This window comes from Microbacterium sp. SLBN-146 (assembly GCF_006715145.1).
Lineage (GTDB): Bacteria > Actinomycetota > Actinomycetes > Actinomycetales > Microbacteriaceae > Microbacterium.
Map to the genome: position 1 here is coordinate 2,944,512 of NZ_VFMR01000001.1, position 20,322 is coordinate 2,964,833.

Here is a 20,322-nt window from a genome sequence, read left to right on the forward strand (position 1 = left end):
GTCCTGTGAGGCGGAGAAGGGAGCGGCGGATGAGCACGCGCACCGTGCTGCACCAAGCCGACATCGCCCGAGCGCTGACTCGGATCTCCCACGAGATCCTCGAGTCGAATAAGGGCCCGGAAGGACTCGTCGTCCTCGGCATCCCCACTCGCGGCGCGACTCTCGCGCACCGCATCGGGGCGTTGCTGACCGAGTTCGGCGGCAGCTCCGTCCCCGTCGGGGCCCTCGATGTCACGATGTACCGCGACGACCTCCACCGTCACCCCACGCGATCCCCGCAGCCGACCGAGATCCCCGCGGGCGGTGTCGACGGCAAGGTCGTGATCCTCGTCGATGACGTGCTGTTCTCGGGCCGCACCATCCGCTCCGCGCTCGACGCCCTCCAGGACATCGGGCGGCCGACCGTGGTCCGCCTCGCGACGCTCATCGATCGCGGGCATCGCGAGTTGCCGATCCGACCCGACTTCGTCGGCAAGAACCTGCCGAGCTCACGCGAAGAGCGGGTCAACGTGCGACTCGCCGACGTCGACGGCATCGAGGAGGTGACGATCGAGTCATGAGGCATCTTCTCGACACGCGCACACTCACCCGCGACGACGCGATCGCGATCCTCGATGTGGCAGAGGACATGGCCGACACGCAGCAGCGGGAGGTCAAGAAGCTCCCGACGCTGCGCGGCAAGACCGTCGTGAACCTCTTCTTCGAAGACTCCACCCGAACGAGGATCTCCTTCGAAGCGGCCGCGAAACGTCTCTCGGCCGACGTCATCAACTTCTCGGCCAAGGGTTCCAGCGTCTCGAAAGGGGAGTCGCTGCAGGACACCGCCCAGACCCTGCAGGCGATGGGCGCCGACGCCGTCGTCATCCGCCACGGCGCCTCGGGAGCTCCGCGAACGCTCGCCACGAGCGGCTGGATCACCGCGGGCGTCGTCAACGCGGGAGACGGCACCCACGAGCATCCGACCCAGGCCATCCTGGATGCCTTCACGATGCGCAAGCGCCGCTACGGAGCCGGTAGCCGCGGCCGTGACCTCGACGGTATGACGGTGACGATCGTCGGCGACATCCTGCACTCCCGCGTCGCACGCTCCAACGTCTGGCTCCTCGATGCCCTCGGCGCCCACGTCACTCTCGTCGCGCCTCCCACCCTCGTGCCGCAGAACGTCTCGGACTGGCCCGTGCGTATCGTCTACGACCTCGACGAGGCGATCGCCGCGGCACCCGACGCCCTCATGATGCTCCGCATCCAGCTGGAGCGCATGAATGCCGCGTATTTCCCGACTGAACGGGAGTATTCGCGGCGGTGGGGCCTCGACGCCCGGCGCTCCGCGGCCCTCCCTGCGGGTAGCATTGTCCTGCACCCCGGGCCCATGAACCGGGGTCTGGAGATCTCCGCCGAAGCCGCCGATTCGCCTCGCTCGACGGTGCTCGAGCAGGTGGCGAACGGTGTCTCGGTCCGGATGGCCGTGCTGTACCTGCTGCTGGCGGGGGAGCGACCCGAACGAGAGCAGTCGATGCGCGCAGAAGGCGAGAACCTCGGATGACCGCTGGACAGAACACGCCCCCCGTCATCCTGATCCGCGGTGCTGCGGTCGAGGGCGGCGCCGCGGCAGACATCCTGCTCGAGAACGGTGTCATCGCCGAGATCGGTACGGGGGTCACGCGAGCCGGAGCGACGGTCGTGGATGCCGAGGGCCTCATCGCCCTGCCCGGACTCGTCGACCTCCACACGCACCTCCGCGAGCCCGGCTACGAGGCATCCGAGACGATCCTGACCGGATCGCGCGCCGCCGCCGCGGGCGGCTTCACGGCCGTGTTCGCGATGCCGAACACGTCGCCGGTCGCCGACACGGCGGGCGTCGTCGAGCAGGAGCTCGCACTGGGGGAGGCCGCAGGCTTCGTCACGGTGCAGCCCATCGGCGCCGTGACGATCGGACAGCGCGGCGAGCGCCTGGCAGAACTCGGCGCGATGGCGGATTCGCGGGCGCGCGTCCGCGTCTTCAGCGATGACGGCTTCTGCGTCTGGGATCCGCTCATCATGCGCCGCGCGCTCGAATACGTGAAGGCGTTCGACGGCGTCGTCGCGCAGCATGCGCAGGACCCGCGCCTCACTGAGGGCGCCCAGATGAACGAAGGCTCGGTCTCGGCCGAACTGGGCCTCGCGGGGTGGCCCGCCGTCGCCGAGGAGTCGATCATCGCGCGAGACGTCCTGCTCGCGGAGCACGTCGGATCTCGTCTGCACGTCTGCCATCTGTCGACAGCCGGATCCGTCGACATCATCCGCTGGGCCAAGAAGCGCGGCGTCGACGTGACGGCCGAAGTCACGCCGCACCACCTCCTCCTCACGGACGATCTCGTGCACGGCTACGACGCGCGTTTCAAAGTCAACCCGCCGCTGCGGCGCGAGGAGGATGTGCGCGCCGTCCGCGAGGGCCTGGCCGACGGGACGATCGACATCGTCGCGACGGATCACGCCCCTCATCCGGCCGAGGCGAAGGCCTGCGAGTGGCAAGCGGCGGCCAACGGCATGGTCGGTCTCGAGAGCGCACTGCGCGTCGTGCAGCAGGCGATGATCGAGACGGGCCTCCTCGATTGGGCCGACGTCGCGCGGGTGATGTCGCGAACGCCCGCTCGCATCGGCCGCCTCGCCGGCCACGGAACGCCGCTCGAGGTGGGCGCCCCGGCATCTCTGACGCTTCACGATCCCTCGCCCGTTCGCCCGTTCTCGCTTCAGGATCTGCGAGGCCGCAGCAAGAACTCGCCCTATGTGGGCCGCGAGCTCCCCGGCGAGGTCCGCTGGACCGTCTACCGCGGCCTTCCCACCGTCGTCGACGGGGCAGTCCTGGAACGCCCGGGAGTCCTGTCGTGACGTGGGAAGGTGCCGTGGCCGTCATGATCGGCACGGCCGCTCTCATCGTCGTGCTCGCGGGCATCGCCTGGTGGCGGCGGACGCGCCGCGACGCGGGCCTGCGCGCACCGGTCGGCGAGCTTCCCGACACCGCGGTCATCGTCGGGCGCTTCACCGCGCTGTACGTCGCGACGACGGTGCACGACCAGCCTCTCGAGCGACTCGCGATCGGCGGGCTCGGCTTCCGCTCGCGCGCGGACGTGACGGTGACGGATGCCGGGGTGGCCGTCGATCTGACGGGAAAGCCACGGATCTTCTTCCCCGTCGCGCGGATCACCGACGTCGCGCAGGCGACGGTCGCGATCGACCGCGTCGTCGAGAAGGACGGTCTCGTGCGCCTGTCGTGGCGCCTCGACGACGACACGATCGTCGACTCCTACCTCCGCCCGCAAGATGTGTCGTCGCGAGTACTCGCCGATGCGATCGCGGGCATCTCCCACCCGACCCAGACGGGAAGCGACACATGACACTCTTCACCACCGATCCCGCCGTCCTCGTCCTCGAGGACGGCACCCGGCACGTGGGCCGCGCCTACGGCGCGATCGGCACGACTCTCGGCGAAGTCGTCTTCGCGACCGGGATGACCGGATACCAGGAGACACTGACCGACCCGTCGTACGCCGGCCAGATCGTGCTGCAGACGGCGCCCCACATCGGCAACACCGGCATGAACGACGAAGATCCCGAGTCGCGCCGCATCTGGGTGGCCGGATACATCGTGCGCGACCCCTCGCGCGTCGTGTCCAACTGGCGTGCGGACGAGTCGCTGGACGACGCGCTCGTCTCCGACGGGATCGTCGGGATCAGCGGGATCGACACCCGCGCCGTCACCCGTCACATTCGCGCGGCCGGGAGCATGCGCGGTGGGATCTTCTCGGGAGACGCCGCCGCGATCGACCCGGAGGATCAACTGCGGATCGTCGCCGAGGCGCCCGAGATGACGGGCCTCAACCTGTCGTCCGTCGTCTCGGTGGGAGCGGCAGAAGTCACCCCCGCCCGCGGCGAGCGGATCGGCAACCTGGCGGTGCTCGACCTCGGCGTCAAGCAGGCGACGATCGAGAATCTCGCAGAGCGCGGATTCGAGGTCCACGTCCTCCCGCAGAACGTGACGATCGACCAGATCCGCGCGATCGATCCCGTGGCGGTCTTCTACTCGAACGGTCCCGGCGACCCCGCCGCATCCGGGGATCACGTCGAGCTCCTGCGTGCCGTCCTCGACGACCGTCTCCCGTTCTTCGGGATCTGCTTCGGGAATCAGCTGCTCGGGCGCGCGCTCGGACTCGGCACGTACAAGCTCCCGTTCGGTCACCGCGGGATCAACCAGCCCGTCCTCGACAAAGCCACAGGCCGCGTGGAGATCACGTCGCACAATCACGGCTTCGCCGTCGACGCGCCGATCGAGGGGGAGTTCGAGAGCCCCCACGGCTACGGACGTGTCGAGGTGAGCCACGTCGGCCTCAACGACAAGGTCGTCGAAGGGCTTCGCGCCCTCGACATCCCCGCGTTCTCGGTGCAGTACCACCCCGAGGCGGCCGCAGGACCGCACGACGCGAACTACCTCTTCGACAGGTTCGCCGATCTCGTGCGCGAGAACACCCCGAAGGTTCAGCACCCCGCCGAGGAGGCACAGGGATAATGCCCAAGCGCGACGACATCAACAGCGTCCTGGTCATCGGCTCCGGCCCGATCGTGATCGGCCAGGCCTGCGAATTCGACTACTCCGGGACGCAGGCATGCCGAGTGCTGCGCGAGGAGGGCGTCCGCGTCATCCTCGTCAACTCCAACCCTGCGACGATCATGACCGACCCCGACTTCGCGGATGCGACGTACATCGAGCCGATCACGTGGCAGGTGATCGAGTCGATCATCGCCAAGGAGCGTCCCGACGCGATCCTCCCGACCCTCGGCGGCCAGACGGCACTCAACGCGGCGATCGACCTGCACAAGCACGGCATCCTCGAGAAGTACGACATCGAGCTCATCGGCGCGAACTTCGAGGCCATCAACAAAGGCGAGGACCGCCAGATCTTCAAGCAGCTCGTGCTGGATTCGGGAGCGGACGTCGCCGACAGCCGCATCTGCCACACGATGGACGAAGTGCTCGCGGGGGCCGCGGAGCTCGGCTACCCGCTCGTCGTGCGCCCGTCGTTCACGATGGGCGGCCTCGGATCGGGATTCGCCTACGACGAGACCGACCTCCGCCGCATCGCGGGTGCGGGCCTCCGCGACTCGCCCACGACCGAGGTCCTCCTCGAGGAATCGATCCTGGGCTGGAAGGAGTACGAGCTCGAGCTCATGCGCGACACGGCCGACAACACCGTCGTCGTCTGCTCCATCGAGAACGTCGATCCGGTCGGTGTGCACACGGGCGACTCGATCACCGTCGCGCCCGCCCTCACCCTGACCGACCGCGAGTACCAGAAGCTCCGCGACATCGGCATCGACATCATCCGCGCCGTCGGAGTCGACACGGGCGGCTGCAACATCCAGTTCGCGGTCGACCCGAAGACGGGGCGCATCATCGTCATCGAGATGAACCCGCGCGTCTCGCGCTCTTCGGCCCTCGCGTCCAAAGCGACGGGGTTCCCCATCGCGAAGATCGCCGCGAAGCTCGCGATCGGCTACCGGCTCGACGAGATCCCCAACGACATCACCAAGGTCACGCCCGCCAGCTTCGAGCCGACCCTGGACTACGTCGTCGTCAAGGTGCCGCGCTTCAACTTCGAGAAGTTCCCGGCGGCCGACACGACGCTGACCACCACGATGAAGTCCGTCGGTGAGGCCATGGCCATCGGACGCAACTACGCCTCCGCGCTGCAGAAGGCCCTGCGATCGCTCGAGAAGCGCGGGTCGAGCTTCCACTGGGGTCCGGAGCCGCGCTCCGTGGACGAACTCCTCGAGATCGCGAAGACGCCGACCGACGGACGGATCGTCGTGCTGCAGCAGGCGCTGCGCGCCGGCGCCACGATCGAGCAGGCCTTCGACGCGACGAAGATCGATCCCTGGTTCCTCGATCAGATCGTCCTCATCAACGAAGTGGCGTCGTTCGTCGCGGACGCAGACGAGCTCGACGCGGCGGCGCTGCGGGTCGCGAAGGACCACGGCTTCTCCGACGCCCAGCTCGCGCAGCTGCGGGGGATCACGGAAGCGGAGGTGCGCGGCATCCGTCATGCGCTCGGGATCCGGCCCGTCTACAAGACCGTCGACACGTGTGCGGGGGAGTTCCCGGCGCTCACGCCCTACCACTACTCCAGCTACGACCACGAGACCGAAGTGACGCCGTCCGAACGCACGAAGGTCGTCATCATCGGCTCGGGTCCCAACCGCATCGGCCAGGGCGTCGAGTTCGACTACTCGTGCGTGCACGCATCGTTCGCCCTCTCCGCCGCGGGGTTCGAGACCGTCATGGTCAACTGCAATCCCGAGACCGTCTCGACCGACTACGACACGAGCGACCGCCTCTACTTCGAGCCGCTGACGCTCGAAGATGTGCTCGAGGTCCTCCACGCGGAGTCCCGCTCGGGAGAGATCCTCGGCGTCGTGTGCCAGCTCGGCGGTCAGACGCCGCTCGGTCTCGCGAAGGGCATCGAGGAGGCCGGATACCGCATCCTCGGAACGAGTCCCGCCGCGATCGACATCGCCGAGGAGCGCGAGCAGTTCTCGCAGCTCCTCCACGCGGCCGGGCTCGTCGCGCCCCGCCACGGCACGGCGATCGACGTCGACGGCGCCGTGACGATCGCGGAGGAGATCGGTTACCCGGTCCTCGTACGTCCGAGCTTCGTCCTCGGCGGTCGCGGCATGGAGATCGTGTACGACACCGAGAGTCTGCACGACTACTTCGCGCGGATCGCTGACCAGGCCATCATCGGTCCGGGGCTCCCGCTCCTGGTCGACCGGTTCCTCGATGACGCGATCGAGATCGACGTCGACGCCCTGTTCGACGGTCATGAGCTGTACGTCGGTGGCGTGATGGAGCACCTCGAAGAAGCCGGAATCCACTCGGGTGACTCGAGCTGCTCGCTGCCGCCGATGTCGCTCGGCCGCACCGAGGTCGATCGCGTGCGCGTCGCGACCAGGGCGATCGCCGAGGGAATCGGCGTGCGCGGACTCCTCAACGTCCAGTTCGCCGTATCCGCGGGCGTCCTGTACGTCATCGAGGCGAATCCGCGTGCGAGCCGCACGGTTCCCTTCGTCTCGAAGGCCCTCGGCATCCCGCTCGCGAAGGCGGCGGCGCGCATCATGGCGGGGTCGACGATCGCGGAGCTCATCGACGAGGGACTCCTCCCCGCACAGGACGGGTCACGCGTCCCTCTCGACGCGCCCGTCGCCGTCAAGGAGGCTGTGCTCCCGTTCAAGCGGTTCCGGACGAAGGAGGGCCTCATGGTCGACTCCGTCCTCGGTCCCGAGATGCGCTCCACCGGCGAGGTCATGGGTATCGACCGCGACTTCCCGACAGCGTTCGCGAAGTCGCAGGAGGCCGCGTACGGCGGCGTCCCGCTGAGCGGGACCGTCTTCATCTCGGTCTCCGACGGCGACAAGCGTGCCGCGATCCTTCCCGCCCATCGTCTGCAGGAACTCGGCTACCGGATCATCGCGACCGAGGGCACGGCCGAGATCCTCGGCCGCAACGGCATCGATGTCGAGGTCGTCGCGAAGTACTCGGCGACAGCCGAGACGGGCGAGACCAACGTCGTGGACCTCATCAACGACGGCCGCATCGACATCATCGTGAACACACCGTCGGGAGGGCTCGCACGCGCCGACGGCTACGAGATCCGCGCGGCGGCCGTTGCTGCCGACAAGGCGCTCTTCACGACGATGGCGGTGCTGGGCGCCGCGGTCAGCGCGATCCCGGCGCTGCGCGGCGGCTTCCAGGTCAAGAGTCTCCAGGAGTACGCGGCGGACAGGGCCGCCCGCACATGAATCCCTCGTTCGGGCGGCGACTTCGCGCGACACTCGACAGCGCAGGGCCGCTGTGCGTCGGGATCGATCCGCACGCGCATCTCCTCGCGGAGTGGGGATTGCCGGATTCGGCGACGGGCGTGCGCGAGTTCGGTCTGCGCGTCGTCGATGCCGCCACGGGACTCGTCGGGTTCGTCAAACCGCAGGTCGCCTTCTTCGAACGGTTCGGCTCCGCCGGATACGCAGCGCTCGAGGCGGTCATCGCCGAGGCCCGCGGCAGGGGACTCGTGACGATCGCGGATGCCAAGCGCGGCGACATCGGATCCACGATGGCGGGATACACCGAGGCATGGCTCGCTCCCGGCTCGCCGCTCGAATCGGATGCCGTGACCATCAGCCCCTATCTCGGGCCCGACTCGCTGCGCGACACCCTCACGGCGGCCGTGCGCTACGGCAAGGGCGTCTTCGTCCTCGCCGGCACGAGCAATCCCGAGGCCGCCTCGCTTCAGACGGCACTCACGGTCGATGTCGCCGCGACGGAAGGACAGACCGTCGCGGCGCGAGTCGCGACGGACGTGGCGTGGGTCAACGGATCCGCGGCCTTCGGGGGAGAGCTCGGACCGATCGGGCTCGTCGTGGGGGCGACGGTCGACCGGCTCGCCTTCGGCCTGTCCGACGACGTCGTGCGCGGAGCGCCCATCCTGGCACCGGGGTTCGGGTCGCAGGGGGCCGATCCGGCCGATCTCCCGCGACTCTTCGGCGCCGCCGCAGCGAACGTCATCGCGTCGGAGAGCAGGAGCGTCCTCTCCGCGGGACCCGACGGCCTCGCAGCGCGCATCAGGGAGCGCGCAGCCCTGTACGGTGGGGGTTCCGATGGTTGATTCCCGAACTCCCCCCGAGGTCGATCGCGTCGAAGCATCACGTCGTGCCGTTGCGGCCCGACGTGCGCGCGCGGCCCTCAAGAAAGACGTCGCGACGCGCGTCATCACGCCGCAGGCGCTGCTCGAGCGCGCCCTCGCTGAACCCGAGTCGCCCGCCGGGGCGATGCGTGTCACCGAATTCCTGACGAGCATCCCTGCGATCGGCGAAGGCAAACGCGACCGGATCCTCGCCGAGCTGGGGATCTCTCCCGTCAAGCGACTGGGCGGACTCGGGGCGCGCCAGCGCGTCGATCTGCGCGGGTTCCTGGATGCGCGGTGGCCCGAGACGGCCCCGCGTCGTGGACGCAGCCGGCTTCTCGTCCTCGCGGGTCCGACGGCGGTCGGCAAGGGGACCGTGGCTGCCCAGATCAAGTCCCACCACCCCGAGATCATGCTCTCCGTCTCGGCGACGACGCGCTCACCCCGCCCCGGCGAGGTCGACGGAGAGCACTACTTCTTCGTCGACGACGATGAGTTCGACCGGATGATCGCGGCGGGAGAGCTGCTCGAGCACGCGACGGTGCACAATCGCCACCGCTACGGCACTCCGCGCGCGCCCATCGACGAGGCCCTCGCGGAAGGGCGCACGGTGCTCCTCGAGATCGATCTCCAGGGTGCGCGCCAGGTCCGCTCGGCGGAACCGTCCGCGACGCTCGTCTTCCTGCTGCCCCCGAGCTGGGACGAACTCGTCGATCGGCTCGTCGGGCGAGGCACGGAGGACGATGAGGAACGTGCGCGTCGGCTTCGGACGGCGAAGGTCGAACTGGCATCCCAGTTCGAGTTCGACTATCGCGTCGTCAACGACGACGTGGCGCGCGCTGCGGACGAGATCGCGACGCTCGTCGACTGACGAATCCGACCCGCGCAGACGGTTCCCTCGCGGATGTCCGCTCCCGTCGGGGTCTCGGGTAGAATGGCCGGATGCGTCCGCGCGCTCGCGCGGCCCCAGACATCCACTCGCCTCGGAAGGATTCCGCCATGGCAGGAACGAACCAGGGGATCATCGATCCCCCCATCGATGCCCTTCTCGGGAAGGTCGACTCGAAGTACCAGCTCGTCATCTACGCGTCGAAGCGCGCGCGCCAGATCAACGACTACTACTCCGACCTTCACGAGGGCAACCTCTTCGACAACGTCGGGCCGCTCGTCGACTCCACCGTCGAGGACAAGCCGCTGACGATCGCGCTGCACGAGATCCACGAGGACAAGCTGCGCCTGCGTCACAACGACTGACACCCGTGCGCCGTCTGTGACGGCCCCATGCCCCCGAGAGCGTCGATGTCTGCTCCCGGGGGCATACTGGTTTTGCCCACCCCACCTGGAGAGTCGATGCCCGAGTTGCGCCTGTTCACTTCCGAGTCCGTCACGGAGGGGCACCCCGACAAGATCTGCGATCAGATCTCCGATTCGATCCTCGACGGCCTCATCGCACAGGACCCCCACGCCCGCGTCGCCGTGGAGACCCTCGTCACGACAGGTCTCGTCCACGTCGCGGGAGAAGTGCGCACGGAGGGATACGTCGACATCCCCGGGATCGTCCGCCGCGTCGTCAACCGCATCGGCTACACGTCCAGCGAAACGGGGTTCGACGGTGACTCCTGCGGCGTGACCGTCTCCATCGGCGAGCAGTCGAGCGACATCGCCGCCGGCGTCGAGACGGCGATCGAACACCGCGAGGGCGGATCCGCCGACCCGGTCGACGCGCTCGGCGCCGGTGACCAGGGGATCATGTTCGGGTACGCCACCAACGAGACCCCGCAGCTCATGCCGACCGCGATCTGGGCGGCTCACCGACTCGCCGAGCGACTGACAGAGGCGCGGCGCACGGGGGCGCTCCCGTTCCTGCGCCCCGACGGCAAGACGCAGGTGACTCTGGGCTACGACGGCGCTGTGCCGCGGACCGTCGATACGGTCGTGCTGTCGACGCAGCATCAGCCTGACATCTCTCTCGCCGCACTACGCGCCGCCGTCAAGGCCGAAGTCATCGAACCCGTTCTCCAGATGACAGGCCTCGACACGTCCGGCACGCGGTTCATCATCAATCCGGCGGGTCCGTTCGTCATCGGGGGCCCGAAGGGTGACGCGGGCCTCACGGGGCGCAAGATCATCATCGACACCTACGGCGGTGCGGCGCGACACGGGGGCGGTGCGTTCAGCGGCAAGGATCCGTCGAAGGTCGACCGCTCCGCCGCGTACGCCCTGCGATGGGTCGCCAAGAACGCCGTCGCAGCGGGGCTCGCCGACCGGCTCGAGGTGCAGGTCGCGTATGCCATCGGACAGGCCAAGCCGGTCGGTCTGTACGTCGAGTCGTTCGGCACGGGCCACGTGTCCGACGAGACGATCACACGCGCGATCCTGGACGTCTTCGACCTCCGTCCGAAGGCGATCATCGATCAGCTCGATCTTCTTCGGCCGATCTACGCTCAGACCGCCGCATACGGTCACTTCGGCCGAGAGCTTCCCGACTTCACGTGGGAGCGCACCGACCGTGCCGACGACCTGCGCGCGTCGGCAGGACTCTGACAGAGTCGGCACGAGAGGTGATACCCCGGGCCGTGGCACGGGTCCTCATCGACTCGCCTCTCCCTCAGCTCGATCGCCTCTTCGACTACGCGATTCCGGAGCACCTCGCCGAGGACGTCGTCCGCGGCGCCCGTGTCCGAGTCCCGCTGCGGACGGCCGGCCGGATGGTCGACGCCCTCGTCGTGGAACTGGGCACGGAGGATTCGGCGGACCGGCCTCTCTCCGAAGTCGATGATGTCGTCTCGAGCGTGTCGGTGCTGCCACCGCGTCTGTACGATCTGGCTCGCCGCGTCGCCGATCGCGCAGCCGGTTCCGCGAGTGACATCCTGCGCCTCGTCATCCCCAAGCGCATGGTCCGCGCCGAGAAGGCCGCCCTCGCCGCCGGCAGTCCTGCGGCGCCCGTCATCGAGAGCGAGGCGCTGCGGGTCGCCGACGAGATCACCGCGACGTATCCCGGACTCGTCGACGCCCTCGAGAAGTCCGAACGGATGGCCGTCGAAGCTGTTCCGCGCCTCACTGTCCTTCCGGACGGCACGACCGTCGGCGGGTGGGCGCGACTGCTCGCGGCGAGCGCGGCGCTCACTCTCGCGCGCGGACGCAGCGCCATCATCGTCGTACCCGACCACCGCGATCAGGCTCAAGTGGTCGCCGCCCTCGCGGATCTCGTGCCCGACGGCGGTGTCGTTCAGACCGACGCCCGCCAGAGCGGACCGTCGCGTTACGCGGGATACCTCCGCATCCTCGCCGATGCCCCCGTCGTCGTCGTCGGCAACAGATCCGCCGTCTACGCGCCGGCCCACGACGTCGGTCTCGTCGCGATCTGGGACGACGGCGATCCGCTGCTCTCGGAGCCGTTGAGTCCCGGAGTTCATGCCCGGGACGCCGCGCTCGTCAGACAGGAGATCGAGGGGGCCGCTCTCGTCTTCGCGGGGCACACCCGCACGACCGATGTCGAACGTCTCGTCTCGATCGGGTGGCTGCGCGAGATCGTCTCCGAGCGGCGCGTGACTCCGCGCATCGTCCTGAGCGCGCATCGCGAGGGCGAGTCCCGCGGTGAACGGGTTCCCTCGTCGGCTTTTGCGGCGGCTCGCGAGGCGGTCACGCAGGGGCCCGTGCTGGTGCAGGTCGCGCGCCCGGGATACGCCCCGACTCTCGTGTGCACGCGCTGCCGGCATCCCGCCCGGTGCGCGCACTGCGCAGGGCCGCTGCACGCGAAGCGGCCCCGCGCCACACCGGTGTGCGGCTGGTGCGGCCGGGCGGCGAACGACTGGGCGTGCAGCGAATGCGCGGGGGACACCCTGCGGATGACGTCCTCGGGGAGCGAGCGCACCGCCGACGAGCTGGGCCGGGCGTTTCCCGGCGTCCGCATCATCGTCGCCGACGGCGACCATCCCGTCCTCCACGTCGACGATCGGCCCGCCCTCGTGGTCGCGACAAGGGGTGCGGAACCGATCGCGGCCGCGGGCTACCGGGCGGTCATCCTCCTCGACGGCGACCGGATGCTGCAGGCCGAAGACCTGAGGATCGCGGAGTCCTGTCTGCGATGGTGGTCAAACGCGGCAGCCCTCGCGGCCGCCGGAGCGCCGGTGCATCTCGTCGGGGTGGGCGGGACGATCGCCCGTGCCTTCGCGACGTGGACGCAGCCCGCGTACGCACGTGCGGAGCTGGCAGAGCGCGCCCCCCTGCGGATGCCGCCGACAGTCCGCGTGGCGGCGATCGAAGGGGCGTCCCGCGGCGTGGAGTCGTCGCTCGCAGCACTCCGCTCCGCCGTGCCCCAGCTCGATGCCACCGCCGTTCTCGGCCCCGTCCCGACCGACGCGGGGATGCGCGCGCTCGTCCGGTTCGACTACGCGCTCGGTCCCCGCGTGACGGAGACCCTGCGAGCCGCTGTCGTCGCCGATGCCCTGAGCGCACGGAAGGCCGCGAAAGGTCGACCGCCGACGCCTCGCAATACACTCAGAGTGCGGGTCGATGTGCCCGACCTGAATCTGTGAGGAGAACATGCGTCTCGTCTTCGCCGGCACACCCGAGGCCGCCGTCCCCTCTTTGCGCGCGCTGGCGGAGTCACGACACGAGATCGCGCTCGTCGTCACGCGGACCGACGCACGGGTGGGTCGGAAGCGCATCCTGACGCCCTCGCCGGTCGCCGCAACCGCCGAAGACCTGGGGCTCGAGGTCTACAAGACCGATCGCCTGGACGAGGCGGCTACCGCGCGCATCGCCGACATCGATGCCGGGCTCGGCGTCATCGTCGCCTACGGCGGGCTCGTCCGTGAGCCGCTGCTGTCGTCGCCGACTCACGGCTGGATCAATCTGCACTTCTCTCTCCTTCCACGCTGGCGCGGCGCGGCGCCCGTCCAGAGAGCCGTGATGGCGGGCGACGCCGTGACGGGTGCGAGCGTCTTCCGCCTCGTCCCCGAACTCGATGCGGGCGATGTCTACCGCGACATCGAGATTCCGGTCCCTGCCGGCGCCGATTCCGGCAGTCTCCTCACCACGCTGTCGGATGCGGGCGCGTCGCTTCTGGTCGACGTGGTCGACGCCATCGCCAACGGGACGGCAGTCACGACGCCGCAGAGCGGCGAAGCGACGTATGCGCCGAAGCTCGGCGACGACGACGGACTCGTTTCCTGGACGGAGACGGACGCTCGTGTGCTGTCACGCATCCGTGGAGTCACTCCCGAGCCCGGTGCACGCACGGCGGTCGCAGGTGCGCGCCTGAAGATCCTCGAAGCGCGGGAAGCGGGCGAGGGTGCACCGATGCCGGCCCCCGGCGTGTTCGTCTTCGATGCGGGCCGCGTGTACGTCGGCACCGCCGGCGCACCGATCGAGCTTGTCGCCGTCCAGCCCGCAGGACGCACCGCGATGCGGGCCCCCGACTGGTGGCGGGGCCTTCGCACCGAGACACTGACGGCCGACGCATGAGCCGCTCGGAAGATCAACGGCCGTCTGGACGGACGACGACGCAGACATCGCGCAGGGTCGCGTACGAGACGCTGCGCGCCGTCCACGAGTCGGATGCGTACGCCAACCTGTTCCTGCCGACGGCGATGCAGCGCGCAGGACTCGAGGGGTCCGACGCGGCGCTGTGCACGGAACTCACCTACGGAACCCTCCGCCGCGAGGGAACGTACGATGCCGTCATCGCGCTCGCGGCAGATCGCGACGTCCGCGACATCGATCCCGCCGTGCTCGATGCTCTCCGGCTCGGGGTGCACCAGCTTCTCTCGACGCGAGTCGCTTCGCATGCCGCCGTCAACGAGTCCGTCGAACTCGCCCGCAGCGCAGCGGGGAGGGGAGCGGCCGGATTCGTCAACGCGGTTCTCCGTCGCATCTCGCGTGACACGCCCGGGGAGTGGATGATGCGGGTCGCCGACACCGCGAGGTCCGACGACGAGCGGCTCGGACTCCTGTTCTCGCATCCCGTGTGGGTCGTCCGCGCCTTTCGCAGGGCGCTGGCCGCCGAGGATCGGGCCGACGAACTGGAGGCGCTGCTCACGGCCGACAACGCGTCGCCCCGCGTGACGATGGCCGCGCTTCCCGGCCTCGCCGACGTCCCCGACGATGCCCGGCGGACCCCCTACTCACCTTTCGGCTTCCGTGCCGGCGGGGGAGACCCCGACGCCCTGATCCGTGCGTCCGGAGGCCGACTGCGCGTGCAGGACGAGGGTTCGCAGCTCGCGGCGCTCGCTCTTCTCGCGGCACAGCCCATCCAGCAGGGGGAGCGTTGGCTCGACCTCTGCGCCGGCCCGGGAGGGAAGACGGCCGTCCTCGCGGCGGAGGCGCTCGCCCATCGTGCGACGCTCGAGGCGAACGAGATCTCACCGGCGCGAGCGGGTCTCGTCCGCCGCGCGATCGCCGGTGTTCCACTCGAGGTGACGGTCACCGAGGAGGACGGGCGCGTCCGGGCCGCCGAATCACCGGGCACTTACGACCGCATCCTCGTGGACGCGCCGTGCACGGGACTCGGTGCGCTCCGTCGGCGTCCCGAGGCGCGGTGGCGGAAGGCGCCCTCAGACATCCCCGATCTGACCTCGCTCCAACGCGAACTCCTCTCGTCAGCCATCTCGGCGCTCACGCCCGGCGGAGTCGTGGCCTACGTCACGTGCTCTCCGCATCTCGCCGAGACATCGGGCGTCGTCGCCGAGGTGACGCGCGAGTGGGGCGACGCGGTCGAGGAACTCTCGGCGCGGGATGCCGTCACGGCGGCATCCGTGACCGACCCGGGTCTGCTGCCCCAGGCCGATGGGTCGGGGCGTGCGCAGCTGTGGCCGCACCGCCACAACACCGACGCGATGTCGATCTCGCTCCTGCGCCGGCGGTAGGCCTTCGCGCTACCTCTGCTCGGCCAGTCGGAATCCGTCCGGCATGAGTTCGAACTCCGCGCGGAGCGTGATGAGCGCCGCGGGATGCGTGCGTCCGAGTTCGGACGCATCGACGATCACGACGGCATCGGACGGAAGCGACGCGGCGAGCTCTCGCAGCACGCCCACGACGCGTTCGGTGCCCGCGAAGCCGAGCTCCCCGTCGAGCCGGATGACGCGTCCCTCCGGACTTTCCTCGACGCGGACCGCCGGGGCGGCGATGGTGTCGTGCGATTCCAGGAGATGCATCCCGAACCGATCGGCGAGGGTCTCGACCGCCGCGATGCCCCGCACGCTGTTGCCGTGGGCATCCAACCGCGGACTGAACGCTGCGACGCCGAACTGCGAGGGCGCGACCGCGAGGAGTCCTCCGCTCACGCCGCTCTTCGCGGGTAATCCCACACGAAGGAGCCACTCGCCGGAGTAGTCGTACATGCCGCACGACGCCATGATCGACAACACATCGCGGGCGACGGTCTCGCTCACGACGCGACGCCGTGTGACGGGGTTGATGCCGCCGAAGGCGAGCGTCGCCCCCATGACCGCGAGATCGCGCACCGTGACGAGCAGAGAGCACTGTCGGAAGTATGTCTCCACGGCGACGTCGACGCTGCCGAGGAGAATGCCGTTGGACTTCAGCAGGTGCGCGAGGGCGCGATTCCGGTCTCCTGTCGCGGCCTCCGAGGCGTAGACCGACTCGTCGACCCAGAGTGATCTGCCGGCGAAATCCGAGAGCTTCGCCGCGATGCGCGCCATGCGCTCGTCGACCTCTCCTTCGCCGACGAGGGAGGTCGTCGCGATCGCGCCCGCGTTGACCATGGGGTTCGCGGGGCGCCCCGTGCCCGCTTCGAGGCTGATGGCGTTGAAGGGTTCCCCGCTGGGCTCGACGCCGACGCGCTCGAGCACCGCCTCGCGCCCGCGATCCTCGAGCGCGAGAGCGAGCACGAAAGGTTTGGAGATGGACTGGATCGTGAACTCGTGGCCAGAATCCCCGACGGGACGAACCCGGCCCCGCGGACCCACGACGGCGAGCGCGAATCGATCGGGATCTGCTTCCGCCAACTCGGGGATGTAGTCGGCGGGAGCACCCGTGTCGATGGGGCGGATCTCATCGAGCAGATCGTCGAGCAGAGCGGTGATGGGGTCCACGGCTCGAACCTAGCGGACGGCGTGCCGTGCCTGGATCACACGCTCACTTCCTCTTGCGCCGGCACGGATGCGGAGGGCTCGGCGCCGGCTGTCCGCGTCCGAACGCGACGGATCATCCGAATGACCAGGTACGCGAGCCCCGCGACGACGATCGCGGCGAGAACGAGGACGGGCCATCCGACCGACAGCATCCAGCCGCTCGCCCGGACGGGGTCGAGGACCGCGGTGGGATCGACGAAGGCGTGCGCCTCCACGAGGACGTCGGCGGTGAGGGTGACAGCGGGAGCGGAGATGTCCGCCAGCGGCACGACGACCGTCACCCGATCGCCCGGTCCGAGGACGGGAAGCGGGCCGCCGTCCCACACGAAGACGTCCGTCCGGTCGTCGACGGTCGTCGACCACTCCAGCTCGCGCCCGAGGAGATCGCGGAGTGTGATGGCCGCCGTACTCTGCAGGCGGACGTTGCCCTCGTTGGACACGACGAACGACAGCACGCCGTCTCGCTCGGCGAAGGGGTCTGCCGGAAGATCCGACTCGATCGACACGTCGGAGACGGAGATACCGGGCGAGAGCTCACCGCCCACGCGTACGTAACCGCGGATGCCGAGCCGACGATCCACGGAGACGTCGCCCTCGCCCGCGAGCGACGTCAAGAGAGCGAACGCGTGATCGCCGGGCTCGGCGTCGAAGGGCGGGCTGACTGTGAAGGGCAAGGTCACGGCACTGCCGATGGGCACCTCGATGCGATCCGCCGCGAGTTCGACCCACTCGACACTCGAGCCGGGCAGGGCGTCGCCCTGGGCTCCCGCCGTCGCACTCCCGTCGGTGGCGATCCCCGCTTCGGTCACGTAGACATCGAGCAGGAGCGGGCGCTCGGAGTAGTTGGTGATGAGGACCGCATCGCTGCGCTGGGATCCCGGGGCCCCTTCGAGCGCCAGAGTGGGTCGATCCGTTCCGAGCGGGCCGTCGGCAGGCCGGATTCCCCACGTGACCTGCTCGTCCGCCGACGCGGCTGCCGCCGTCTCCCCGAGAAGGGGAACAGCGGCAGCCGTCGTCAGGGCGAGCACGAACGCCGCAAGACGCGTGCGTGCTCTCGTGCTCATCAGCCGAGCGCCGTGATCGTCATGGTGGCGGTGAAGCGACCCGTGGGGGCGTCCACGGGTACCTCGAGGAGGAGGTCCGCCCCGAGGCTCGTGCTGCCGCGCTCGTGGCCCGACGGCGCGCGTCCGAGAACGGCGGGGGTCGACAGTCCCGTGCCACCCGTGCGCCCCGAGGCGACGGGCGCGCCGGCCATGGCACCGGCGCCGGGTACGAGCACCTGGGGCGTCCACCCGAGGAGGTGTCCACCGAGCATCTCGCCGGACCCCGACGTGAACTCGTCGACCGTGCCGGTCACCGACCATGCCGGTGACGTCGAGCGCGTGTCGGTGACGGTGATGGCGGCGAGCGCGCCTTCCGCCCGCAGGTGGTCTCCCGCGCCCTCGGCCGTTCCGAGGTCGACGGGGCTCTTGTCGTCGACCGTCCAGACGAGCTCGCCCGGCGCGGACTCACCCGCGACGGTGACGGCCAGCTCGATTCCCTCGCCGGACGCGGGGCGACCGATGCCGAACTGGTCGATCACGACGGGTGCGACCTCGGGGGTCTTGACGTTGAAGGCGTATGTCGTCACGAGACCAGAGCCGGTGTCGAATCCCGTGAAGACGGCGAGATCGTTGTTCTGGACGAACGGCTGCGGCTGACCGTCGGTGCCGACGAACGGAGCGACGTTGGGCACGATCGGCTCGAGACCGCCGGGGTTGTTCTGCGCCCAGTAGTTCGCGGCGACCCACGGTGCGGGAGGCACGGGACGGGTCCGTCCGCTCAGCGGGTGGTACGCACCGTAGGTGTTGCCCGTGTTGGACGTCTCCAGCCAGTTGGTCACACCGTTGTCCGAGACGAAGCGGTTCCACAGGTGGCTGTGCCCGTTGTGCACGAGGTCGACGCCCGCATCTTCGAGGAGCGGCTGGAGGTCGTACAGCAGCTCGTTCTCGGTCGCGGGGTACTCGTACCGGACGCCGATGAGGTCGCCGGTGGCGTTGCGCTCTTCGATGCGCTGCGGGTCGGCGAACTGCGGCATGACGTTGTCGCCGAGTCCCTGCGGCCCTTCGTGCAGCATCACGACGCGGTAGCGCGCGTCGGCGAACGCCTCGCTCGCAAGCTCGTCCTGGAGCCACGCGTACTGCTCGCTCGATGCGTCGATCGCCTCGAAGATGTGCTCGCCGTACCCCTGTGCCATGGGGTCTCCGAGGGATGCCGCAGATTCCTGGTAGCGGCTGGAAGCCGTGCGGGCCGCGGGGTCGGGCGTCGCTGTCGTGCCGCGCCAGATGCGCGTCGAGTACAGCGACACGAGACGGACGTCGCCGACCGTCGTGGCGTAGTAGGTCTCGCCGCCGGGGGAGTCGGACGGAAGAGTGAAGATCTCCTCGTAGGTCGTCGTCGAGAAGGAGTTGTCGACGATCCACTTCTCCTTGATCGCCGGATCTCCCGTCGGGTTCACCTCCGCGGCGCGGACGGCGTAAGCCTGCTCCGCGATATCACGCGGGACGGGGCTGTTGAACGAGGAGCCGAGCGATACGGCACCGTCGCGCCTGCCCTGCACCTCGTGGTTGCCGACAGCGGGATACAGCGGAGCATGCTGGACGATCTCGCCACCCGCGTACTGCACGCCGCCGGTGGATGCGCGGCCGCCGTTCCCCTGGAGCGCCGGGAAGAACCCGGAGCCACGCGTGTCGTCGAACCACTCCGAGGCGCGGTCGGGGATGTTGACGAGGTCGCCGGCGAGGAAGACCGCATCGATCGTGCCGAGTGTCTCCGCCGCCTTCGCGAGGTTCGCCGGGGTGTTCACCATCGCCTGGTGGTCGCTCGTCAGCATGATGTTCATGGCCGTTCCCGCGGGGACGGCGGGCTGGACGCTGAAGGTTCCGGATCCCGCGATGCCGCCGAAGCCGTCGATGCTCACGACACGGTAGGGCACGCGCGTGCCGGCTGTCAGACCTGAGACGACGCCCTCGTGCCGCCACACGTCACGGGCGACGATGCCTTCGCTCTGCGCGGGCCGGACAGCGGGATCGATGTTGGACTGGTAGTCCTCGGCGACGCTGCTGAGCTTGCTCGTGGAGGCGACGAAGAGCGTGACCCCGGGGAACGCCTGTCCGCGTCCCGCGGCGGCGAGCTGCGCTGTCGTGAGCGCCTCGACACCCGGTCCGACGAGGACAGCGTGACGGGAGCCGGAGAACTCGGTGAACCACACGACGGAGGCGCCGTCGGCGGTCGGCGCCTGCAGAAGGGGGTCGGTCAGCAGGGCCCGGTCGCCGACGGGGTCGGTGGCCGGCGCCGTGACGGCGGGAGTGGCCGCACCGGCGGCGGGAACCGCGGCGATGCCGACGGCACCCGCGAGGGTAGCCGCCGTGGCCGCCGCGATGAGGGCCCGGGAAACCCGGGCGCGGGGGGAGGTGGTCGTCATCAGATCCTGTCCTTCGGGGGTGACGGAGGTGGTGCTCGATCTCGTCCAGAGTTCC

General features: G+C 69.5%; 16 protein-coding genes. 13 read left to right on the forward strand and 3 right to left on the reverse strand.

All coding sequences use genetic code 11. From position 1 onward, the window contains the following. Positions 1 to 29: 29 nt before the first annotated feature. The 13 genes from pyrR to FBY39_RS13250 all read left to right on the forward strand — a co-directional run bounded on the left by pyrR (position 30) and on the right by FBY39_RS13250 (position 15,577). On the forward strand, positions 30 to 560 hold the full coding sequence (pyrR, locus tag FBY39_RS13190) for a bifunctional pyr operon transcriptional regulator/uracil phosphoribosyltransferase PyrR (RefSeq protein ID WP_141932715.1): 531 nt from the start codon (positions 30 to 32) through the stop codon (positions 558 to 560). Continuing rightward, complete coding sequence (locus FBY39_RS13195) at positions 557 to 1,543, forward strand: aspartate carbamoyltransferase catalytic subunit (RefSeq protein ID WP_141932716.1); 987 nt, start codon at positions 557 to 559, stop codon at positions 1,541 to 1,543. The genes pyrR and FBY39_RS13195 overlap by 4 nt, the downstream gene beginning before the upstream one ends. Further along, a complete protein-coding gene (locus FBY39_RS13200; RefSeq protein ID WP_141932717.1) occupies positions 1,540 to 2,868 on the forward strand; it encodes a dihydroorotase in 1,329 nt (442 codons plus the stop codon). Before FBY39_RS13195 ends, FBY39_RS13200 begins: the two co-directional genes overlap by 4 nt. Next, positions 2,865 to 3,374: a hypothetical protein gene (locus FBY39_RS13205; protein WP_141932718.1), complete on the forward strand. Its 510-nt coding sequence runs from the start codon at positions 2,865 to 2,867 to the stop codon at positions 3,372 to 3,374. The genes FBY39_RS13200 and FBY39_RS13205 overlap by 4 nt, the downstream gene beginning before the upstream one ends. After that, positions 3,371 to 4,543, forward strand: coding sequence for a glutamine-hydrolyzing carbamoyl-phosphate synthase small subunit (gene carA / locus FBY39_RS13210; RefSeq protein WP_141932719.1), 1,173 nt, complete (start codon positions 3,371 to 3,373; stop codon positions 4,541 to 4,543). The genes FBY39_RS13205 and carA overlap by 4 nt, the downstream gene beginning before the upstream one ends. Then, complete coding sequence (gene carB, locus FBY39_RS13215; RefSeq protein ID WP_141932720.1) at positions 4,543 to 7,830, forward strand: carbamoyl-phosphate synthase large subunit; 3,288 nt, start codon at positions 4,543 to 4,545, stop codon at positions 7,828 to 7,830. Before carA ends, carB begins: the two co-directional genes overlap by 1 nt. Beyond that, positions 7,827 to 8,690, forward strand: a complete 864-nt coding sequence (gene pyrF / locus FBY39_RS13220) for an orotidine-5'-phosphate decarboxylase (RefSeq protein WP_141932721.1) — start codon at positions 7,827 to 7,829, stop codon at positions 8,688 to 8,690. The genes carB and pyrF overlap by 4 nt, the downstream gene beginning before the upstream one ends. Next, positions 8,683 to 9,579 carry a guanylate kinase gene (gene gmk / locus FBY39_RS13225; protein ID WP_141932722.1) on the forward strand — a complete coding sequence of 299 codons (897 nt, stop codon included), beginning with the start codon at positions 8,683 to 8,685 and terminating at the stop codon, positions 9,577 to 9,579. The genes pyrF and gmk overlap by 8 nt, the downstream gene beginning before the upstream one ends. A 128-nt stretch (positions 9,580 to 9,707) precedes the next feature. Further along, positions 9,708 to 9,962: a DNA-directed RNA polymerase subunit omega gene (rpoZ, locus tag FBY39_RS13230; protein WP_141932723.1), complete on the forward strand. Its 255-nt coding sequence runs from the start codon at positions 9,708 to 9,710 to the stop codon at positions 9,960 to 9,962. Between the two features lie 96 nt (positions 9,963 to 10,058). Continuing rightward, positions 10,059 to 11,252 (forward strand): methionine adenosyltransferase, encoded by a 1,194-nt coding sequence (gene metK, locus FBY39_RS13235; RefSeq protein ID WP_141932724.1) that lies wholly within the window; start codon positions 10,059 to 10,061, stop codon positions 11,250 to 11,252. 32 nt (positions 11,253 to 11,284) lie between these two features. Next, on the forward strand, positions 11,285 to 13,246 hold the full coding sequence (locus FBY39_RS13240; RefSeq protein WP_260837979.1) for a primosomal protein N': 1,962 nt from the start codon (positions 11,285 to 11,287) through the stop codon (positions 13,244 to 13,246). Positions 13,247 to 13,253: 7 nt separating this feature from the next. Further along, positions 13,254 to 14,177: a methionyl-tRNA formyltransferase gene (fmt, locus tag FBY39_RS13245; protein WP_141932726.1), complete on the forward strand. Its 924-nt coding sequence runs from the start codon at positions 13,254 to 13,256 to the stop codon at positions 14,175 to 14,177. After that, on the forward strand, positions 14,174 to 15,577 hold the full coding sequence (locus FBY39_RS13250; RefSeq protein ID WP_141932727.1) for an RsmB/NOP family class I SAM-dependent RNA methyltransferase: 1,404 nt from the start codon (positions 14,174 to 14,176) through the stop codon (positions 15,575 to 15,577). The genes fmt and FBY39_RS13250 overlap by 4 nt, the downstream gene beginning before the upstream one ends. A 9-nt stretch (positions 15,578 to 15,586) precedes the next feature. Here the strand turns inward: FBY39_RS13250 and glsA are convergent, their stop codons facing one another. The 3 genes from glsA to FBY39_RS13265 are packed head-to-tail and all read right to left on the reverse strand — an operon-like array spanning position 15,587 to position 20,267. Continuing rightward, complete coding sequence (glsA, locus tag FBY39_RS13255; RefSeq protein ID WP_141932728.1) at positions 15,587 to 16,765, reverse strand: glutaminase A; 1,179 nt, start codon at positions 16,763 to 16,765, stop codon at positions 15,587 to 15,589. A gap of 35 nt (positions 16,766 to 16,800) precedes the next feature. Beyond that, entirely contained in the window at positions 16,801 to 17,868 is a 1,068-nt protein-coding gene (locus FBY39_RS13260) for a hypothetical protein (RefSeq protein ID WP_141932729.1), read from the reverse strand. Beyond that, the gene (locus tag FBY39_RS13265; RefSeq protein WP_141932730.1) at positions 17,868 to 20,267 is read right to left on the reverse strand and encodes a metallophosphoesterase; all 2,400 of its coding nucleotides are present in this window, start codon (positions 20,265 to 20,267) and stop codon (positions 17,868 to 17,870) included. The genes FBY39_RS13260 and FBY39_RS13265 overlap by 1 nt, the downstream gene beginning before the upstream one ends. Positions 20,268 to 20,322: the final 55 nt, after the last annotated feature.